The organism is Aeromonas sp. FDAARGOS 1419 (genome assembly GCF_019047045.1).
Classification (GTDB): domain Bacteria; phylum Pseudomonadota; class Gammaproteobacteria; order Enterobacterales; family Aeromonadaceae; genus Aeromonas; species Aeromonas veronii.
This window is the reverse complement of the sequence record NZ_CP077209.1, coordinates 2,017,947-2,034,415: the sequence shown is the minus strand read 5'-3', so window position 1 is coordinate 2,034,415 and position 16,469 is coordinate 2,017,947. Positions and strand designations below refer to the sequence as shown.

Annotated in this window: 12 protein-coding genes; 8 read left to right on the top strand and 4 right to left on the bottom strand. The window is 62.9% G+C overall.

What is annotated here, in order from left to right; all coding sequences use genetic code 11:
• The first annotated feature begins 36 nt into the window (after positions 1–36).
• Genes I6L49_RS09030 through I6L49_RS09005 form a run of 6 tightly spaced genes read left to right on the top strand, consistent with a single transcriptional unit; the run spans position 37 to position 8,497 of the window.
• Complete coding sequence (locus tag I6L49_RS09030) at positions 37–1,077, top strand: efflux RND transporter periplasmic adaptor subunit (protein WP_216951635.1); 1,041 nt, start codon at positions 37–39, stop codon at positions 1,075–1,077.
• Positions 1,070–4,234 (top strand): efflux RND transporter permease subunit, encoded by a 3,165-nt coding sequence (locus tag I6L49_RS09025; RefSeq protein WP_216951332.1) that lies wholly within the window; start codon positions 1,070–1,072, stop codon positions 4,232–4,234. Before I6L49_RS09030 ends, I6L49_RS09025 begins: the two co-directional genes overlap by 8 nt.
• A gap of 27 nt (positions 4,235–4,261) precedes the next feature.
• On the top strand, positions 4,262–5,401 hold the full coding sequence (locus tag I6L49_RS09020; RefSeq protein WP_216951330.1) for an efflux RND transporter periplasmic adaptor subunit: 1,140 nt from the start codon (positions 4,262–4,264) through the stop codon (positions 5,399–5,401).
• A complete protein-coding gene (locus I6L49_RS09015; RefSeq protein WP_158113186.1) occupies positions 5,394–6,083 on the top strand; it encodes an ABC transporter ATP-binding protein in 690 nt (229 codons plus the stop codon). The genes I6L49_RS09020 and I6L49_RS09015 overlap by 8 nt, the downstream gene beginning before the upstream one ends.
• Positions 6,084–7,298, top strand: a complete 1,215-nt coding sequence (locus I6L49_RS09010; RefSeq protein WP_216951328.1) for an ABC transporter permease — start codon at positions 6,084–6,086, stop codon at positions 7,296–7,298. It begins immediately after the preceding gene.
• Positions 7,298–8,497, top strand: coding sequence for an ABC transporter permease (locus tag I6L49_RS09005; protein WP_128815743.1), 1,200 nt, complete (start codon positions 7,298–7,300; stop codon positions 8,495–8,497). Before I6L49_RS09010 ends, I6L49_RS09005 begins: the two co-directional genes overlap by 1 nt.
• 51 nt (positions 8,498–8,548) lie before the next feature.
• Here the strand turns inward: I6L49_RS09005 and I6L49_RS09000 are convergent, their stop codons facing one another.
• Positions 8,549–10,963, bottom strand: coding sequence for a diguanylate cyclase (locus tag I6L49_RS09000; RefSeq protein WP_254127607.1), 2,415 nt, complete (start codon positions 10,961–10,963; stop codon positions 8,549–8,551).
• A gap of 478 nt (positions 10,964–11,441) precedes the next feature.
• On the opposite strand from I6L49_RS09000, the gene I6L49_RS08995 reads away from it, so the two are divergent.
• Positions 11,442–12,458 carry a lipoate--protein ligase A gene (locus I6L49_RS08995; protein WP_216951324.1) on the top strand — a complete coding sequence of 339 codons (1,017 nt, stop codon included), beginning with the start codon at positions 11,442–11,444 and terminating at the stop codon, positions 12,456–12,458.
• 222 nt (positions 12,459–12,680) lie between these two features.
• Positions 12,681–14,375 (top strand): pyridoxal-dependent decarboxylase, encoded by a 1,695-nt coding sequence (locus I6L49_RS08990; RefSeq protein ID WP_216951322.1) that lies wholly within the window; start codon positions 12,681–12,683, stop codon positions 14,373–14,375.
• 144 nt (positions 14,376–14,519) lie between these two features.
• On the opposite strand, the gene I6L49_RS08985 is transcribed toward I6L49_RS08990, so the two are convergent.
• The 3 genes from I6L49_RS08985 to I6L49_RS08975 form a co-directional block, all read right to left on the bottom strand.
• Positions 14,520–15,149, bottom strand: coding sequence for an NAD(P)H-binding protein (locus I6L49_RS08985; protein ID WP_216951320.1), 630 nt, complete (start codon positions 15,147–15,149; stop codon positions 14,520–14,522).
• A 171-nt stretch (positions 15,150–15,320) separates the two neighbouring features.
• Positions 15,321–15,659 carry an outer membrane protein assembly factor BamE gene (gene bamE / locus I6L49_RS08980; protein WP_005337980.1) on the bottom strand — a complete coding sequence of 113 codons (339 nt, stop codon included), beginning with the start codon at positions 15,657–15,659 and terminating at the stop codon, positions 15,321–15,323.
• A 125-nt stretch (positions 15,660–15,784) separates the two neighbouring features.
• Positions 15,785–16,468 carry a DUF1566 domain-containing protein gene (locus I6L49_RS08975; RefSeq protein ID WP_216951318.1) on the bottom strand — a complete coding sequence of 228 codons (684 nt, stop codon included), beginning with the start codon at positions 16,466–16,468 and terminating at the stop codon, positions 15,785–15,787.
• Between the last annotated feature and the right edge of the window lies 1 nt (position 16,469).

Genomic DNA, 16,469 nt, shown 5'->3' with positions numbered 1-16,469 from the left:
TGAAGTGACAGATTACGCCAGGGAAGGAGAGTAATGATGGAAAAGATCCGGTTGCTGGGGATCACCTTGTTGGTGATGACATCGCAGGCCATGACATCCCCCCGGGTCCTTGCCGCGGACGGGGAGCCAGAGCCCTTGTTGACAGTGGCGCCACAGCCGGTGACCGACTGGCTGACGCTGGATGGCACCGTCAGTGCCATCAATCAGGGGACGGTGGCGGCCCAGACCAGCGGCCGGGTCTCCCGCATGCTGGTGGATGTAAACGATCAGGTGCAAGCGGGGCAGCCGCTGCTGGAGATCAGCGGCAAGGAGCAGTTTGCCGCCGTCACGGGTGCCGAGGCGCGGCTGGCGCGGGCGCAGGCCCAGCAAGTGGAAGCCGAGCGCCAGCTCGCCCGCTTTCAGGCGCTGATTGCCAAGGGGGTGATCACCCGCGCCCAGCTCGATAATGCCCAGGCGACGGATCGCGCCGCCCGCGCTGAGGTGAATGCTGCCGATGCGGCTCTTACTCAGGCCCGCGAGGCCTACGGTTATACCCGCATTCTGGCTCCCTATGCCGGGGTAGTGACCAAGAGGCTGGTAGAGCTGGGGGAGACTGTCGCCCCCGGTACCCCACTGCTCTCCGGCTTCTCTCTCGACACCTTGCGGGTGGAGGTGGAGTTGCCCCAATCCGCCCTGACGCTGGCTCGTGAGCCTGCGGATGTGCAGGTGCTGCTGCCGGATGGCAAGTCTGTTACTCCGGTCAAATTGACCCGCTTCAACTATGCCGACAGCCAGAGCCACGCCTTCAGGTTGCGCCTCGACTTGCCGCCGCAAACCGCCGGGGTATTGCCCGGCATGTGGCTCAAGGTGCAGCTCAAGCAGGGTGAACGTCAGGTGTTGCAGGTGCCGGAACGCGCCCTGCTGCGGCAAGGGGAATTCAACGGCGTCTATCTGCAGCAGCCCGCTGGCTGGGCTCTGACGCCGGTGCGGGTCGGCCACTGCTTGGCGGGGCAGTGCGAGATCCTGGCCGGTCTGCAAGCCGGTGACAAGCTGGCTCCCGATGGCTGGGCGCAGCAGCAGGAGGTGGCCCATGAGTAGCGAGCTGAACGGCAACAAGGAGAGGCTGGGGCCTGCCGGTCGGCTGGCTGCGCTGTTTCAGGGCTCGGCCATCACCCCGCTGCTGGCACTGGTAGGGCTGCTGCTCGGCCTGTTTGCGGTGCTGGTGACCCCCAAGGAGGAGGAGCCACAGATTGATGTCACCTTCGCTGATGTCTACATTCCCTTCCCGGGAGCCAGCCCGGCTGAAGTGGCCTCTCTCGTCACCACCCCTGCCGAGCAGGTGGTCTCCCAGATAAAGGGCATTGATACCCTCTACTCTTTTTCCCAACCCGATGGCGCCCTGCTGGTGGTGGTGTTCAAGGTAGGGGTGAGCCGCGAGCAGGCCATCGTTGATCTCAACAACCAGCTCGACTCCAACCGCGATAGGCTGCCACAGGGGATCGGAGTCGGTCAGCCACTGGTAAAACCCCGGGGGATCGATGATGTCCCCATCGTCAGTCTGACCTTATGGAGCAAAGAGGGGAGCAAGCAACTGGGGGCACCCGAGCTGACCCGGGTCGCCCATGAGCTGGAGACCGAACTCAAGCGCATTCCCGGTACCCGCGATATTTACACGCTGGGCAGCCAGAGTGCCGTGTTGCGGGTGATGCCGGATCCGGCGGCCCTCAGCGCCCACGGCATCAGCTGGGGCGATCTGAGCCAGCGACTGGCGGCCGCCAATCAGGTGGGCAGCGAGCAGGCCGTGGTGCAGGACAACAGTGAGATCAAGGTGCAGGTGGGGCAGTTCCTGCAAAGTGAGCAGGAGGCTAGAGAGCTGGTGGTGGGGCTGCACGACGGCAAGCCGGTCTATCTGGGGGAGGTGGCCAGGGTCTCTCTGGGTCAGGAGACCCCGACCAAACGCAGCTGGATGGGGCTGGGACAGGCCAGTTATCCGGCGGTGACCCTGGCCATCGGCAAGCAGCCGGGCCAGAACGCGGTCGATGTGGCCAAGCGGGTGGAGGCGCGGGTCGAGAGTCTCAAGAATCGGCTTATTCCTGCCGGGGTCGAGGTGACGGTGACCCGGGACTACGGCGTCACCGCCGAGACCAAATCCAACACCCTGATCGGCAAGCTGATTTTTGCCACCACGGCGGTGGTGCTGCTGGTGCTGGTGAGCATGGGCTGGCGTGAGGCGCTGGTGGTGGGGGTGGCTATCGTCATCACCCTGGCACTGACCCTGTTTGCGAGCTGGGCCTGGGGTTTTACCCTCAACCGGGTGTCGCTGTTTGCGTTGATCTTCTCCATCGGCATTCTGGTGGATGACGCCATAGTCGTGGTGGAGAACATCCACCGTCATCGCGGTTTGGGCAAGGGGGCGCTCAAGGATCTTATTCCGGGGGCGGTGGACGAGGTGGGCGGGCCGACCATACTGGCGACCCTGACCGTGATCGCGGCCCTGCTGCCGATGGCCTTTGTCAGTGGCCTGATGGGCCCCTACATGAGCCCCATCCCCATCAATGCCAGTATGGGGATGCTTATCTCCCTGCTGGTGGCCTTTATCTTCTCCCCCTGGCTGGCCAACCACCTGCTCAAGAGCGAGGCACATGTCGTCCACGGTGAGGCCAAGGCCGGACTCTTCCAGCGGCTGATGACCCCTTTCCTGATCGGTGACGGCGCCAAGCGCGCCAGACGCAAGCTCTGGCTGGCCATCCTGCTGCTGGTAGCGGGTGCCGCCGCCATGCCCATGGTGCAGTGGGTGGTGCTCAAGATGCTCCCCTTTGACAACAAGTCGGAATTCCAGCTGGTGCTCGATATGCCGGAGGGGGCGACCCTGGAGCAGACCGAGCGCACCCTGCTGGCGGTCGGGTGGGAGCTGGCAAAAGTGCCGGAGGTGAAGGATTACCAGATCTATGCCGGCACCGCGGCCCCCATCAACTTCAATGGCCTGGTGCGCCACTACTTTATCCGCAGCGGCGCCAACCTGGGGGATATTCAGGTCAATCTGGTGGACAAGCATGAACGGGATCGCAGCAGCCACCAGATTGCCCAGTCGGTGCGGGCCCCCTTGCAGGCTATCGCCAGTGCGGCAGGGGGCAACCTCAAGGTAGTGGAGGTGCCGCCCGGCCCGCCGGTCTGGTCCCCCATCGTTGCCGAAATCTATGGCCCGACTCAGGCCGCCCGTGAAGCGGCCGCTCGCGCCGTACAGGCCCGCTTCGTGGCCACGGCGGATCTGGTGGACGTGGATATCTATCTGACCGACCCCCAGCCCAAGTGGCGGCTGGTGGTGGATCGCAGCAAGGCGGCTTTGCTCGGGGTCGATCTCGGGGATCTGGTGAGCACCCTCCATGGCGGGGTGGGTTATCAGGATGCCAGCTGGCTACAGGGGCACGGCGCCAAGTATCCGGTGCCGATCCGTATCGAACTGGCTCCCGGTGACAAACGGGAGCTGGCGGGCGTGCTGGCCCTCAAGGTGCGCAGCCAGAGCGGGCTGCTCGTCCGGGTATCAGAGCTGGTGAGTCGCCGTGATGAGGTGGCCCCCAGCTATATCATGCACAAGAACATGCAGCCCATGGTGATGGTGGTGGCCGACATGGGCGGCCATACCGACAGCCCGCTCTACGGCATGTTTGCCGCCGGTGCCGACATCGACCTGCCCCAATATTACGTGCAGCAGCCCGACAAGTTGGGGGAGGTGGCGCTGTTGTGGGACGGGGAGTGGAAGATCACCTACGAGACCTTCCGCGACATGGGGATTGCCTACGGGGTGGGGATGATCCTCATCTATCTGCTGGTGGTGGCCCAGTTCCGCTCCTATCTGGTGCCGCTCATCATCATGGCTCCCATTCCGCTCACCATCATAGGGGTGATGCCGGGCCACGCCCTGCTGGGAGCCCAGTTTACCGCCACCTCGATGATAGGGATGATCGCCCTGGCCGGGATCATCGTACGCAATAGCATCCTGCTGGTGGACTTTATCGAGCAGCAGCGCAGCGCCGGAGTGGCGTTCGAGCAGGCGGTGATCGAAGCGGCGCAGGTACGGGCCAAACCCATCATGCTGACGGCACTGGCGGCGATGATCGGAGCCCTGTTTATCCTCGATGATCCCATCTTCAACGGACTGGCCATCAGCCTGATTTTCGGGATCCTGGTCTCCACTTTGCTCACCCTGGTGGTGATACCCTTGCTCTATTATGCCCTGCTCTCCCGACGCTCATGACGGGAGTCACTAGCGAAAGGATGCGCGATGAAGAGAGGTTGGTTGTGGTGGGGAAGTGGCGCTGTGGTAGCGGTGGCTGCTGTGGCATGGTGGTGGCGACCGCAGCCGACGCCGATCAGGCTGGCTGAGGTCGGGCGGGGGGATGTGCTGGTCACTGTGGTCAACACCCGGGCCGGCACCATCAAGTCGTGTCAGCGGGCCGGACTCAGTCTGCCCGGTGGCGGCGTGGTGGAGCAGATCGCCGTCAAGGCCGGGGAGCGGGTAGCCCGGGGAGATCTGCTGCTGACCCTCTGGAGTGACGATATTCACGCCGATCTCGCCCGGGCCCGCGCCCAGCAGGCGCTCGGCAAGACCCAGCGCGAGGAGCGTTGCAGCGAGGCGGCCTACTACGAGCGGGAGGCCAACCGGCTGGGCACCTTGCTGGCCAAAAACCTCACCTCCCGCACCCTCGCCGAGCAGGCCCAGAATCTGGCCGATACCCGCCGCTATGTCTGTCAGGCATCCCGTCAGCAGGAGCGGGTCGACGAGGCGCAGGTCGCCCAGGTGGAGGCTCGCTTGAGCGAGCGCCGCCTGCTGGCGCCGTTTGCCGGAGTGGTGGCGGAGGTCAACAGCAAGCTGGGTGAATACATGACCCCCTCACCGCCCGGAGTGGCCATGCCCCCGGTTATCGATCTTATCGACGATCGCTGTCTCTATGTTTCAGCCCCCATCGATGAGGTGGATGCTGCCCGCCTCAAGGTGGGCCAGTCAGCCCGGGTGCTGCTCGATGCCATGCCCGGGCGCGATTTTGCCGCCACCGTGACCCGCATCGCCCCCTATGTGAAGGAGCTGGAGAAGCAGGCCCGCACCGTGGAGGTGGAGGCGGCGCTCACTGCCCTGCCCACCGATGTCCCCCTGCTTATTGGCTACAGCGCCGACCTTGAAGTCGAGGTGACCCGCGCCACCGATGTGCTGCGGGTAGCGGCCAGCAGCCGGGCTGACGATGGCAGCGTGCTGCGGCTGGAAGGGGATAAGCTGGTGCGGGTGGTACCCCGCTGGGGTGTGGAGAACTGGAACTGGATTGAGGTGGCCGAGGGGCTCGCCGCCGGTGATCGGCTGGCAGCCCAGCCCGGACAGATTGTCGGGGAGGGCCCTTTCAGTGCCGCCACGGAGCAGACGGATGAGTGATCTCATTCGCCTTGATGCCGTCAGCCGTCGTTTCACTCTGGGGGGGAGCGAAGTGGCCGCCCTCGATCGCGTCTCTCTGCGAGTTGCCGAGGGGGAGTATCTGGCGGTGATGGGCCCCTCTGGCTCCGGTAAATCGACCCTGCTCAATGTGCTGGGGCTGCTGGATCGGCCCGATGAGGGGCGTTACTGGCTGGGAGGGGAGGATACCGCCACCCTGTCAGAGCCGGCGCTGGCCCAGCTGCGCGGCCATCGCATCGGTTTCGTGTTCCAGTCGTTTCACCTCATCTCCCGCCTCACCGCCCGTGAAAACGTCGAGCTGCCGCTGATGCTGTGCGGGATCGCCCCCGCCGAGCGCCATCGCCGAAGCCAGCAGTTGCTGGGGGAGCTGGGGTTGGAAAACCGGGCCGGACACCGCCCTGCCGAACTATCCGGCGGTCAGCGTCAGCGGGTAGCCATCGCCCGGGCCATGGCGATGGCGCCGCGGCTGATCCTGGCCGACGAGCCCACCGGCAATCTCGACTCCCGCTCAGGGGAGGAGGTGATTACCCTGCTGGAGGGACTCAACCAGGAGCAGGGTATTACCTTGGTGGTGGTGACCCACGATCCGCGCCTCGGTGAGCGGGCGGGCAGGCGGATCCTGATGAACGATGGCCGCATCAACATTGATAGCGGCGGTGGCTGAATGCGGCGGCCCGATGTGATCCGCTTTGCCGCCGTGGCCCTGCTGCGCCAGCGTTCACGGGCGCTGGTCTTGATCCTGGCGGTGAGTCTGAGCGTCACCTCGGTGCTGCTGCTCACCGCGCTGGGAGAGGGGGCGAGGCGCTATGTGGCCGACCAGTTCAGTTCCCTTGGCAAGGATCTGCTGGTGATGTTCCCGGGCCGCAAGGAGACCACCGGCGGGCTGCCGCCGGTCACCGGCAACAGTCTGCGGCAGATCACTCTCGATGACATGCACTACCTTGGCCAGCATCAGCCGAACGTGCGGCTGGTGCCGCTGGTGATGGGCTTTGCCGAGGCCAAGCAGGGGGCGCGGCTGCGCCAGACCATGCTGCTTGGCAGCAGCAACGGGCTGCGCGATACCCACGGGCTGGAGCTGCTCTCCGGCCGCTGGCTGCCGGGGGATGCCGCAGAGGATCGCCCGGCCGTTCTGCTCGGGGCCAAGGTGGCCCGTGAGCTGTTCGGTCAGGCCGATCCGGTCGGCCTGTGGCTGCGTTTTGACAATCGCCGCTTTCGGGTGGTGGGGGTCTTCACCAGCCAGAGCAGCAATCTGGGGATGGACATGGCCGAAGCCGCGCTGATCCCGGTCGGTAGCGCCATGCGGCTGTTCAACACCGAGGGGCTGTTTCGGCTGCTGATCCAGCCGCTGGCGGGGCAAGCGGTGCCCCCGCTGGTCAAGCGACTGGAGCAGCTGATGCAATCGCGCCACGGGGTGCTCGATGTGACCGTGGTGCGCCGTGACGCCATGCTGGCCACCTTCTCCACCATTCTCGCGACCCTTACCCTGGCCGTTGCCGGTATCGGCGCCATCAGCCTGCTGGTCTCTGGCATCATGATGATGAATCTGGCGCTGATCAGCACCCGCCAGCGCACCGGCGAGATCGGCCTGCTCAAGGCGCTGGGGGCCGACAGTCGCCAGATCCGCCAGCTGTTTTTGTGGGAGGCGCTGCTGCTAAGCGGCAGTGGCGCACTGTTTGGCACTGTGTTGGGTTATGCCCTGGTTGGCCTCGCCGGAGTGATTTGGCCCGGATTTCCGGCGGCGGTCCCTTTGCTCGCTACTTTCTGCACCATACCGGCGGCCCTGCTGACCGGGCTGTTTTTTAGCTGGCTGCCCGCCTCCCGGGCGGCACGGCAAGATCCGGTCAGCAGCCTGCGCAGCGGGCAGTGGAGCGGTGGCTGATGCGCGCCGCTGATCTGCTGTTCTGGCTCTGGCGCGCCTTGCTGGCGGGGCGCAGTCGCAGCCTGCTGTCGGCGCTCGGCATCGCCATCGGGATCGCCTCGGTGACCCTGCTCACCGGCATCGGCGAGGGGCTCAGGCTCTATCTGCTCGACAGCTTCTCCCAATTTGGCACCCGGTTGATTGCCGTAACCCCGGGCAAGACCGAAACCGCAGGCGGCCCGCCCGGCATCCTCTCCAGCAGCCGTCCCCTGCTGCTGGAGGATGCTGATGCTTTGGCCAGATTGCCGGGGATCGAGGCGGCGCTCCCTGTGGTGCAGGGGCAGGGGGAGGTGCGCAGCCGCGGATTGACCCGCAGCACCGCCATTCTGGGCACAGGTCCGGCGGCGCTCTCAGGCTGGCGGCTCACCCTGGTGCAGGGGCGTTTTCTGCCTGCGGATGACAGTGCCATGCCCCGCGCCTATGCGGTGCTGGGTGCCAAGGTGGCAGCTGAGCTGTTCCCCGGTGGCGATGCACCGGGGAACCTGCTGCGCGCCGGTGATCGCCGTTTTCGGGTGGCCGGGGTGCTGGCGCCCAAGGGGCAGTTTCTCGGCTTTGATCTGGACGACATGATCTATCTGCCCGCCGCCCACGCCCAGGCGCTGTTCAACAAGGAGGGGTTGCAGGAGATCGACGTCATCTATCGCGCCGGGCAGACGGAGGCCGACATCTCCGCCCAGATCCGACGGGTGCTGATCGCCCGCCACGGCGCCGAGGATTTTACCCTCACCTCCCAGCAGGACATGCTGGCCAGCCTCGACAAGATCCTCTCCATCATCAAGCTGGCGGTTGGCGGGCTCGGCATTATCTCGCTGCTGATCGGGGCGGTCGGCATCTTCAGCATCATGAGCATCGCCCAGCAGGAGCGGATCCCCGAAGTGGGCTTACTGATGGCGCTGGGCTGTCCGCGGCGGCGCATTCTATTGCTGTTCCTGCTCGAAGCCGTGGTGCTGGCGCTGCTGGGCGGAGCCATGGGACTGGCCCTGCTCGGCGGGCTCAAGCTGCTGCTCACCCTGCTGGCGGCCGGCTTGCCGCTCACCCTCCATCCTCTCTATCTGCTGCTGGCGCTCGGTTGCAGCGCCCTGGTCGGTCTGCTGGCTGGGGTCGCTCCTGCGCTGCGGGCGGTTCGTCTCGATCCCGTGGTAGCCCTGCGGGGTGACTAGGTCGCCCTTTCAGCAAGAGGCGCGTTACGCTCGGGTCTGAGCAGAGGGGGACTAGGCGACCACCTCCGCAACCGACAGGCTGCGCTCTGATCTGAACAGGGGAAAGTAGCGGCGATCGGCCTGACTCATGTGGCCGACCACCAGCTCCTGAATGATGAAGTTGAGCAACTCGTCGTTGCCCAGAGTCCCCGCTTTGGCAGCGTGCAGCAGCTGGCCTGCTTTGTTGAGCAGGCGCTGGTGATCCTGACGGTGGCTGACGAGTTCCTGATAGTCGATCTCCGCCAGCATCTGCTCTTCAAAGGCGAAGTGGTGACGAGCCATTTCGAACAGGCTCTCCAGACTCTCCAGAAACGGGGCCGGATCCTCGTGCTGATCTTTCATCCGCTCCAGCAGCCGGTTGGTCAATACGAAGAGCTGGCGATGCTCGGCATCGATGCGCGGGTGACCGCACTCGTGGCCGGGTTGCCACAGCAGGGCGCCCTGCTCGGGATCAAGGCCTTCGGTATAGAGGCAGACCCGGCCGCGGCCGCGATTCTTCGCCTGATACATGGCCTGATCGGCGTGGTGCATCAGGGTTTTGGCATCCTCGCCGTGCTCCGGATAGAGAGCGATCCCGATACTGCTGGAGATGCGCAGCTCCTGCCCCTCCAGCTGGAACGGATGGCGCAGCTGCTGGTGCAGCGTGTCGGCCACCGCCAGCACTTCGTCGCCACTCTCCGGCAGCAAGATAACGAACTCGTCGCCCCCCAGCCGTGCCACCAGATCCTGTTTGCGCACGCAGTGGCTCATCCGCTCGGCCACCATATTGAGCAGAATATCCCCGGTCTCATGACCGAAGGTGTCGTTGATCGGCTTGAAGTGATCGAGATCGATAAACATCAGCGCCAGCGGACGGGGCGTCTCCTGCTCCATCAGCTCCTTGAGCCGTTGCTGCAGCAAGCGGCGATTGGGCAGCCCGGTGAGGGGATCGTAGAAGGCGAGGCGGCGCATCATCTCCTCCCGCGCTGCCCGCTCGGTGATATCCCGGGTGACCCCGAGGATCGCCTCCGGCTGGGCATTGTGGTTGCCATGGAGGGTGGTGATGGTCTCGGTCGCCACCAGATGGCCATCCTTGTGGCGCAGCTGGGTGCGAATGACCCGGCGGGTCTGGTCATGTTCTCCCCGCTGCCAGGCCTCCAGGGTGGCAGAGATCTCCTCGCGCAGCAGTTGCCTTGAGGCATCCGGCAGCAGCTGTTTGAGGGGCAGGGCAAACAGCTCGGGGGCCTCGTAGCCGCTCAGGGGGGCGATGGCCGGGCTGACATAGCGAAAGCGCAAGCTGGCGGCATCCATGGTCCAGATCACATCGGCACTGTTCTCCGCCACGAAGCGGTAGTGTTGCTCGCTCTGGGCCAGTTCACGGGTCAGCCGCTGGCGATCCCGCGCCTCCTCGCGCAGGCGCAGATAGAGGTGCAAGAAGATGCCGAGTAGGGTCATCAGGGTAAAGGTGATGAGCATGGCCACCGCCACGCTCTTGTCGAGCAGTTGCCGTTGCTGGCGCAGCCGCTCCTGCGCCGGGTCGTAGATAAAGCGGTCGAGGTTGGGCAATACCGTGAGCATGCCCGCCTCCAGATAGGTTTTGGCGATCTGCAGCCAGCGCTCCTGCTGCATGTAGCCAGGTTCGATAAGGTCGGGCTGCATCAGCTCTCTGGTTTCGCGAGCCTCGAACTCCAGCTGTTCACGGCCAGCCCCGGTCGGGTACTGCTCCATGATGAGGTTGATCATCTCTTCGGGGTGGTCCATCGCATAGCGCCACCCCTTGAGGCTGGCCTGCTGGAAGGCGTAGACCCGATCCTGTCGGGTGATCAGCTCCCGCTCGGAGGTAAACAGGTTGTCGCCGTAGAAGTCGAAGTCGATGGTGCGCGGACTGAAGACCCGATAGGGGATGCCTCTTTGCTGCAGATAGAAGGGTTCGGTAGTGCTGTAGGCGCTGATGGCATCCACCTTGCCCGCCAGCAGTGCCTCTATCCCCTGTTTGTAGGGAAGGGTGACCCAGTCGCGGCTGCGGGTATGGTGGGAAAGGTAGGTCAGCAGCTCGTTGGAGCCCGGCTCCAGCATCAGTCGCTTGTTGGCCAGATCGGCCGGGTTACGAATATCTGGCCTATCCAGCGTGAGCAGAACCAGCGGCGAGTGCTGCAGCAGGGCGGCGAGCACCACCACCGGACGACCGGCAGCCCGATCCAGCAGCAGATCACTGCCGCTGATGCCAAACTGGGCCTTTCCCGAGATCACCTCGCTGACCACATCGGTGCGGGAGTCCGCTTCGCGCAGGGTGACATGCAGACCGGCCTCCCGATAAAATCCTTTGGCGATAGCCGCGTAGTAACCGGCAAACTGGAACTGGTGTTGCCACGGCAACTGGACGATGACCTGCTCGCCGGCTCGCACTGGGGGAGAGGTCAGGGTCGCGATGACCATACCGACCAGCATTGGCAGAAACCAGCTGAGGGGCTGGCGGGGGGCTGCGTTCTCCGTCATACAACGTTTCTCTCGGGAGCGGTGTCTAGGCTAGATTCAAGCAATTTTGTGTCACCTGCAAGGGGAGAAAAGGCGTTTGCAATGGGGTATAGGGGGATTGGAAAGTCATTTTTGTGTCGTTCATCACACGGGATGGATACATGCCGTTTTTTTGCAAGTTATGTGACCAATAAGAGAGTCATATGGCCTATCGAAGTGGTCGCATTCTAGCCACTTTTTCCCGTCTTTATTGTTATCATTGTGGCTAAACTGCATTTTTTCCGTGGTTGCACGTCAAGTTGTGTCGTTATATCAATAGATACTTTTATGGGGCTGTCAGGTGTGACGCAAATGTATCGCGGCTGCTGCGCACCGGTTAATGTGCAACGGCTCAGTGATGGTACCCCGTCAGTGTTATCATGCTGCCCCCAGTTCCGGATAAGGTCTTTTTATGTCCCGCTTGCGTCTGCTTGTCTCCGACTCTCACGATCCCCTGTTCAATCTGGCCGTTGAGGAGTGCATCTTCCGCCAGATGGACCCCGGTCAGCGGGTGCTGTTCCTCTGGCGCAACGCCAATACCGTGGTGATCGGTCGTGCCCAGAATCCGTGGAAGGAGTGCAACACCCGCCGCATGGAAGAAGACGGGGTGACCCTGGCGCGTCGCAGCAGCGGTGGCGGCGCCGTGTTCCACGACCTTGGCAACAGCTGCTTCACCTTCATGGCGGGCAAGCCGGAGTATGACAAGAGTGTCTCCACCGCCATCGTGCTGGACGGGCTCAAACGATTGGGGATCGAGGCCTTTGCCTCCGGTCGCAACGATCTGCTGGTGGCCACCCTGGATGGGGAGCGCAAAGTGTCCGGGTCGGCCTATCGGGAGACCCTGGATCGCGGTTTTCACCACGGCACCCTGCTGCTGGATGCCGATCTCGGCCGCCTTGCCAACTACCTTAACCCCGACCCCAAGAAGCTGGCGGCCAAGGGGATCACCTCGGTGCGCAGCCGGGTAGCCAATCTGTGCGAACTGCTGCCGGGGATCGACCATCGACAGATGAGCGAGGCGCTGCAGGAAGCCTTCTTCCACCATTACGGCGCGCGAGTTGAGCCCGAGCATATCTCCCCCGAGCAGATGCCGGATCTGCCGGGCTTTGCCGAGACCTTCGCCCGCCAGCGCAGCTGGGAGTGGAACTATGGCCATGCCCCGGCCTTCAGCCATCTGCTGGAGGAGCGGTTCAGCTGGGGCGGGGTGGAGTTGCACTTTGATGTGGAGAAAGGGGTCATCACCCGGGCGCAGCTCTTTAGCGATACTCTGGAGCCGGCCCCGTTTGATCGGCTGGCGGCCGAACTGGCGGGTTGCGGCTATCGACCGGACGCTGTTGCCGCGTGCTTGCAGCCCTGGCTGGCGGCCTTCCCACAGCAGCAGAGCGAGCTGGCGGAGTTTGCCGAGTGGCTGTTGACCTCCCTGCGTTGAGGGGGCGCTGCGCGGATGGCAGTCCGGTAGTGAGGGCGCTGTCAGCCAGGATGGGAGCAAGATCACGAAATATAAAGAGGCGCCTCAAAGGCGCCTTTTTGCCAGCCCTTGTTATGGCTGATACATGACAAAAAGTAGGGTAGGCCATTAGATATTGTCACTGTTGGCCCCGCTGGTACAGGGGTATAACGGCCGCACATTTGCTGTACTAATGGTATAAAAATGAGTGACTTAGTTTATCTGCAAGACGAAAGTGTCAATGCCGTCCACCCCGATTTTTCCGCCCGTTTCGCCACCATCAAAGCCAACTTTTTCTCGCGCAATCCCGATCTCTGGCCCGTTTTTCGCGAACCCGGATTTGCCACCCTCAACGAATTTCGGGCCCGTGGCCTGGCCCCCGATGCCCGTTTGAATGCCTGGCCTGATGGCCGTGCCCGCCTGGCCGATCTTTGCGAGACCATGCCGGTGCCCGCCACCATGCGCACCCCGGGCGAGCCGATGGCCGAGCTGTTGTTTGCTGCCGCTTTGTCGAAGGATTGGGAGAACCCCTCCAGCGTCGAGAACGTCATCACCATGTCAGCGGATCCCGCCATTTACGGCGCCCAGCTGGGCATTCTGGCCAACCCCAATCTGGTCTACTCCGAATACGCCGGGGTCGCCGAGGAGCTGGAGAAGAAGGTGGTGCGCCAGATTGCGCTGCTGGCAGGCTATGACCCCGAGCGGGCCACCGGCATCTTCACCCAGGGGGGGACCTTCTGTAACCTCTATGGCTACTTGCTCGGCATTCGCAAAACCTTGCCGGAGGCCAAGCACAAGGGGCTAGGCCACTATCAGGATTACCGCATCATCAACTCCCAGGGTGGTCACTACTCCAACATCACCAACCTCTCCCTGCTCGGGGTCGACATCGAGAACAAGACCATCCGCATTCAGGTCGGCGAGAACAATGACATCGATCTCGACCACCTCGAGCGCACCCTGACCGCCTGTTTTGCCCTGAAACACGTGGTGCCCACCATCATGCTCACCATGGGCACCACCGACACCTTCGGGGTGGATCAGGTGAAACCCGTGTTCGAGCTGCGCAATCGCCTCTGCGAGCAGTTCGAGGTGGCGGTCAAACCTCACATCCACGTCGATGCCGCCATAGGCTGGTCGATGATCTTCTTCCTGGGTTACGACTTTGCCGCCAACCCGCTCGCCATCAACAGCGCCACTCTGGCGGGGATCGAGCGTAACGTGGCGCGCTTTGCCGAGCTGAAATATGCCGACTCTTTCACCGTCGACTTCCAGAAGTGGGGCTATGTGCCCTACACCTCCAGTCTGGTGATGATCAAGGAGCAGGATGACCTCAAGGCGATGGAGAATGACCCGGAGAACTTCTCCTACTTCGAGCGGGACATTCAGGGCCAGACCCACCTGCAATCCACCATCGAGTGCTCCCGCGGCGCGAGTGGTCTGTTCGGTGCCTATGCGGCGCTCAACTACATGGGAGTGGAGGGTTATCGCATCGTGCTGGCCCACTGCCTGCAAAACGCCAACTACTTCCGCTTCCGGTTAAGCCAGCTCGGCAACGTCAAGCTGGTGGCCCAGGAGAACCAGGGGCCCAGTGTCGGCTTCAAGATCTACAACCCAGAGTGGGTACAGGACCCCGAGGCGGAGTTCGCCTTCGAGCTGGCCCGCTCCAGCGATCCCGCCTACAAGGCGCGCCTGCAGCGCAACACCGACTATCACCGCAGCCTGTTCAAGGGGCGCGGCAAGGTGGGGCTCTACACCAACTGGGTGGAGGCGGTGGCCCATTCCGACTATGACGCACGTGGCAAATACTCCTACATCGCAGGGGAGAAGGCGGTCTTTATGAATCCTGCCTGCACCCGCGAGCAGATCGACGCCTTTATCGACCATATTCGCGGTTGATGGATGTTGCCCTGACAGCCGAGCGCAGCCTGTTATGGCAAGAAGCGGTCAGGGTACCTCGCCAACAGATAAACAAAGGGCAAGCCAATTGGCTTGCCCTGCTGTTTTTACAGCACTGTGCGTAATCAGTGGGGAAGGCCGGGTTCAGAGGGTCAGCAACTGCTCGTTTTCGACAATTTCGCACCCGGCGGGCAGTTTCGAGAGGGCGATCATGGCGCGAGCCACCTGACTGGCCTCGATGGCGCGCCAGCGGGCAAACTTGCCAACCAGCAGGGGCCGAAACAGCGGGTAGATGGTCTGAAAGATCTGCTCCGAGCGGCGCGGCGGTTGCCTATCCCCCAGTAGCATGGCTGGCCGCACGATGGCGAGCCGCGGCCAGGATTGGGCCAGCAGGGCCTGCTCCATCTCCCCCTTGGTACGAGGATAGAGAGCCGGGGAAGATGCGTTAGCCCCCATGCTCGAGACCACGATGAGCCGTTGACAACCGTGGCGGCGGGCCAGATCGGCAAAGGCGATCACATAGTCGAGATCGACCCGGCGAAACGCCTCGGCAGAGCCCGCCTCCCTACGGGTGGTGCCGAGGGCACAGAAGGCGATATCCACCGGGCGGGAGAGGGTGACGCTGGCCAGATCATCAAAATTGACCGGCAGCCAGTGGTGCGCCTCCTTGCCCGGCTTGCGACAGAGCAGGGTCAGTTCATGTTCGGCAGGCAGTTGCTGCACCAGTTCGCGACCGATCAGGCCGCTGGCTCCGGCAATCAGGATCCGGCTCATGGGGATTCTCCCTGTGTCATTCGATGGTGTTGATGCCATGGTGGCTGCTCATCAGCATCAGGCAATTTGCGAGCAGCTGCAATGGGGAGGAATGACTCAGTGTTGTCGGGCAGGATGAATTACGCGGGGCTGGATAAAACAAAACCGGCGCGAGGCCGGTTTTGCGGGATATCAGAGCGGGGTATTGAAAGCTGCTGGCAGCGGGAAGTCACCCGTCACTGTGGTCAGCCTGTCGTTGGCGAAGGTGACAGTGAGCTCTTTGCGCTCCTTGTCGCCGTGGCCCGGCTGGAATTCATAGAGGTAGTACCAGGTGTTGGGGTCAAAGCCGTCACGCAACATGGGGGTTCCCAGTACATAGCTGACCTGCTCGCGGGTCATCCCCTGGCGCAGTTTGTCGACCTGTTTTTGTTCCACATAGTTGCCCTGGGGAATATCGATACGATAGACCAGGCTGCAACCGGAGAGGGTGAGGGCGGTCAAAGCCGCGGCAATCAGGTGTTTCATCCGCATATCGAGTTCAGATCATCCATTCAAGTCTTTTTACGCTGGCCGAATCATACCTACTCCCTTGGCGGAAGTAAAAAGCCAAGGCAAAAATAGCCAAAGGGAGTTACCTCCCTTTGGCCTGCACTGCATCATTCACTGTGGCTAGGGATTGGCCTGACGAGCCTAAGCATAGGTGCACCATAACGGCCGTCATTAAACACTTCATGTGATGGTGCGAACTCAAGGTAGTTGTATCCATCCCCGGAGGAACTGTCAGAAATAAACTTGAGCATGGTTAAGGTATTGCTTTGCTCGGCTAGCTTGTTGCAAGCCTGTGTTTGCTCTTCGGTCAGCGCATCAAATCTGGCTTCGCACGCACGCTGTTTGAGAGCTTCAGTGTCTGCGGCCAGCTGAGGGTCTGGAAAGCCCACTGCGCTGTAGGTAGCAGGTTGGCACTGAGGGTTGTAGAGGGTAAACAGCTCCTTGATGTCTGGGGCCCGCCAAGGGTGTGCAGGGGAGCCAAGCCGGTCGTTGGCCTGCATGATGATGGTCATCAATGGGTTGTCGCTCAGGCTTGCTCTGCTGTTGATCACCTCAGGCATGCCCTCGCAGCCAGAGCCATTACCACTGACTTGTTGACCGTAGGGGCAGTAGAGCCACTGCAGACCGGTGGCTATGTCGTTGACCACCTGCAGCTTGCCTTCGGCCGTGTCGATCAGTTCGCTAACGAAACGGGTACCATCGTCCTGATAGCCAGGCAGGCATTCACGGGCCTGGCTTGCTGCCGGCAACAGGACGGCAGCAAGCAATAAGGGGAAGAGAGAGTTGTGCATT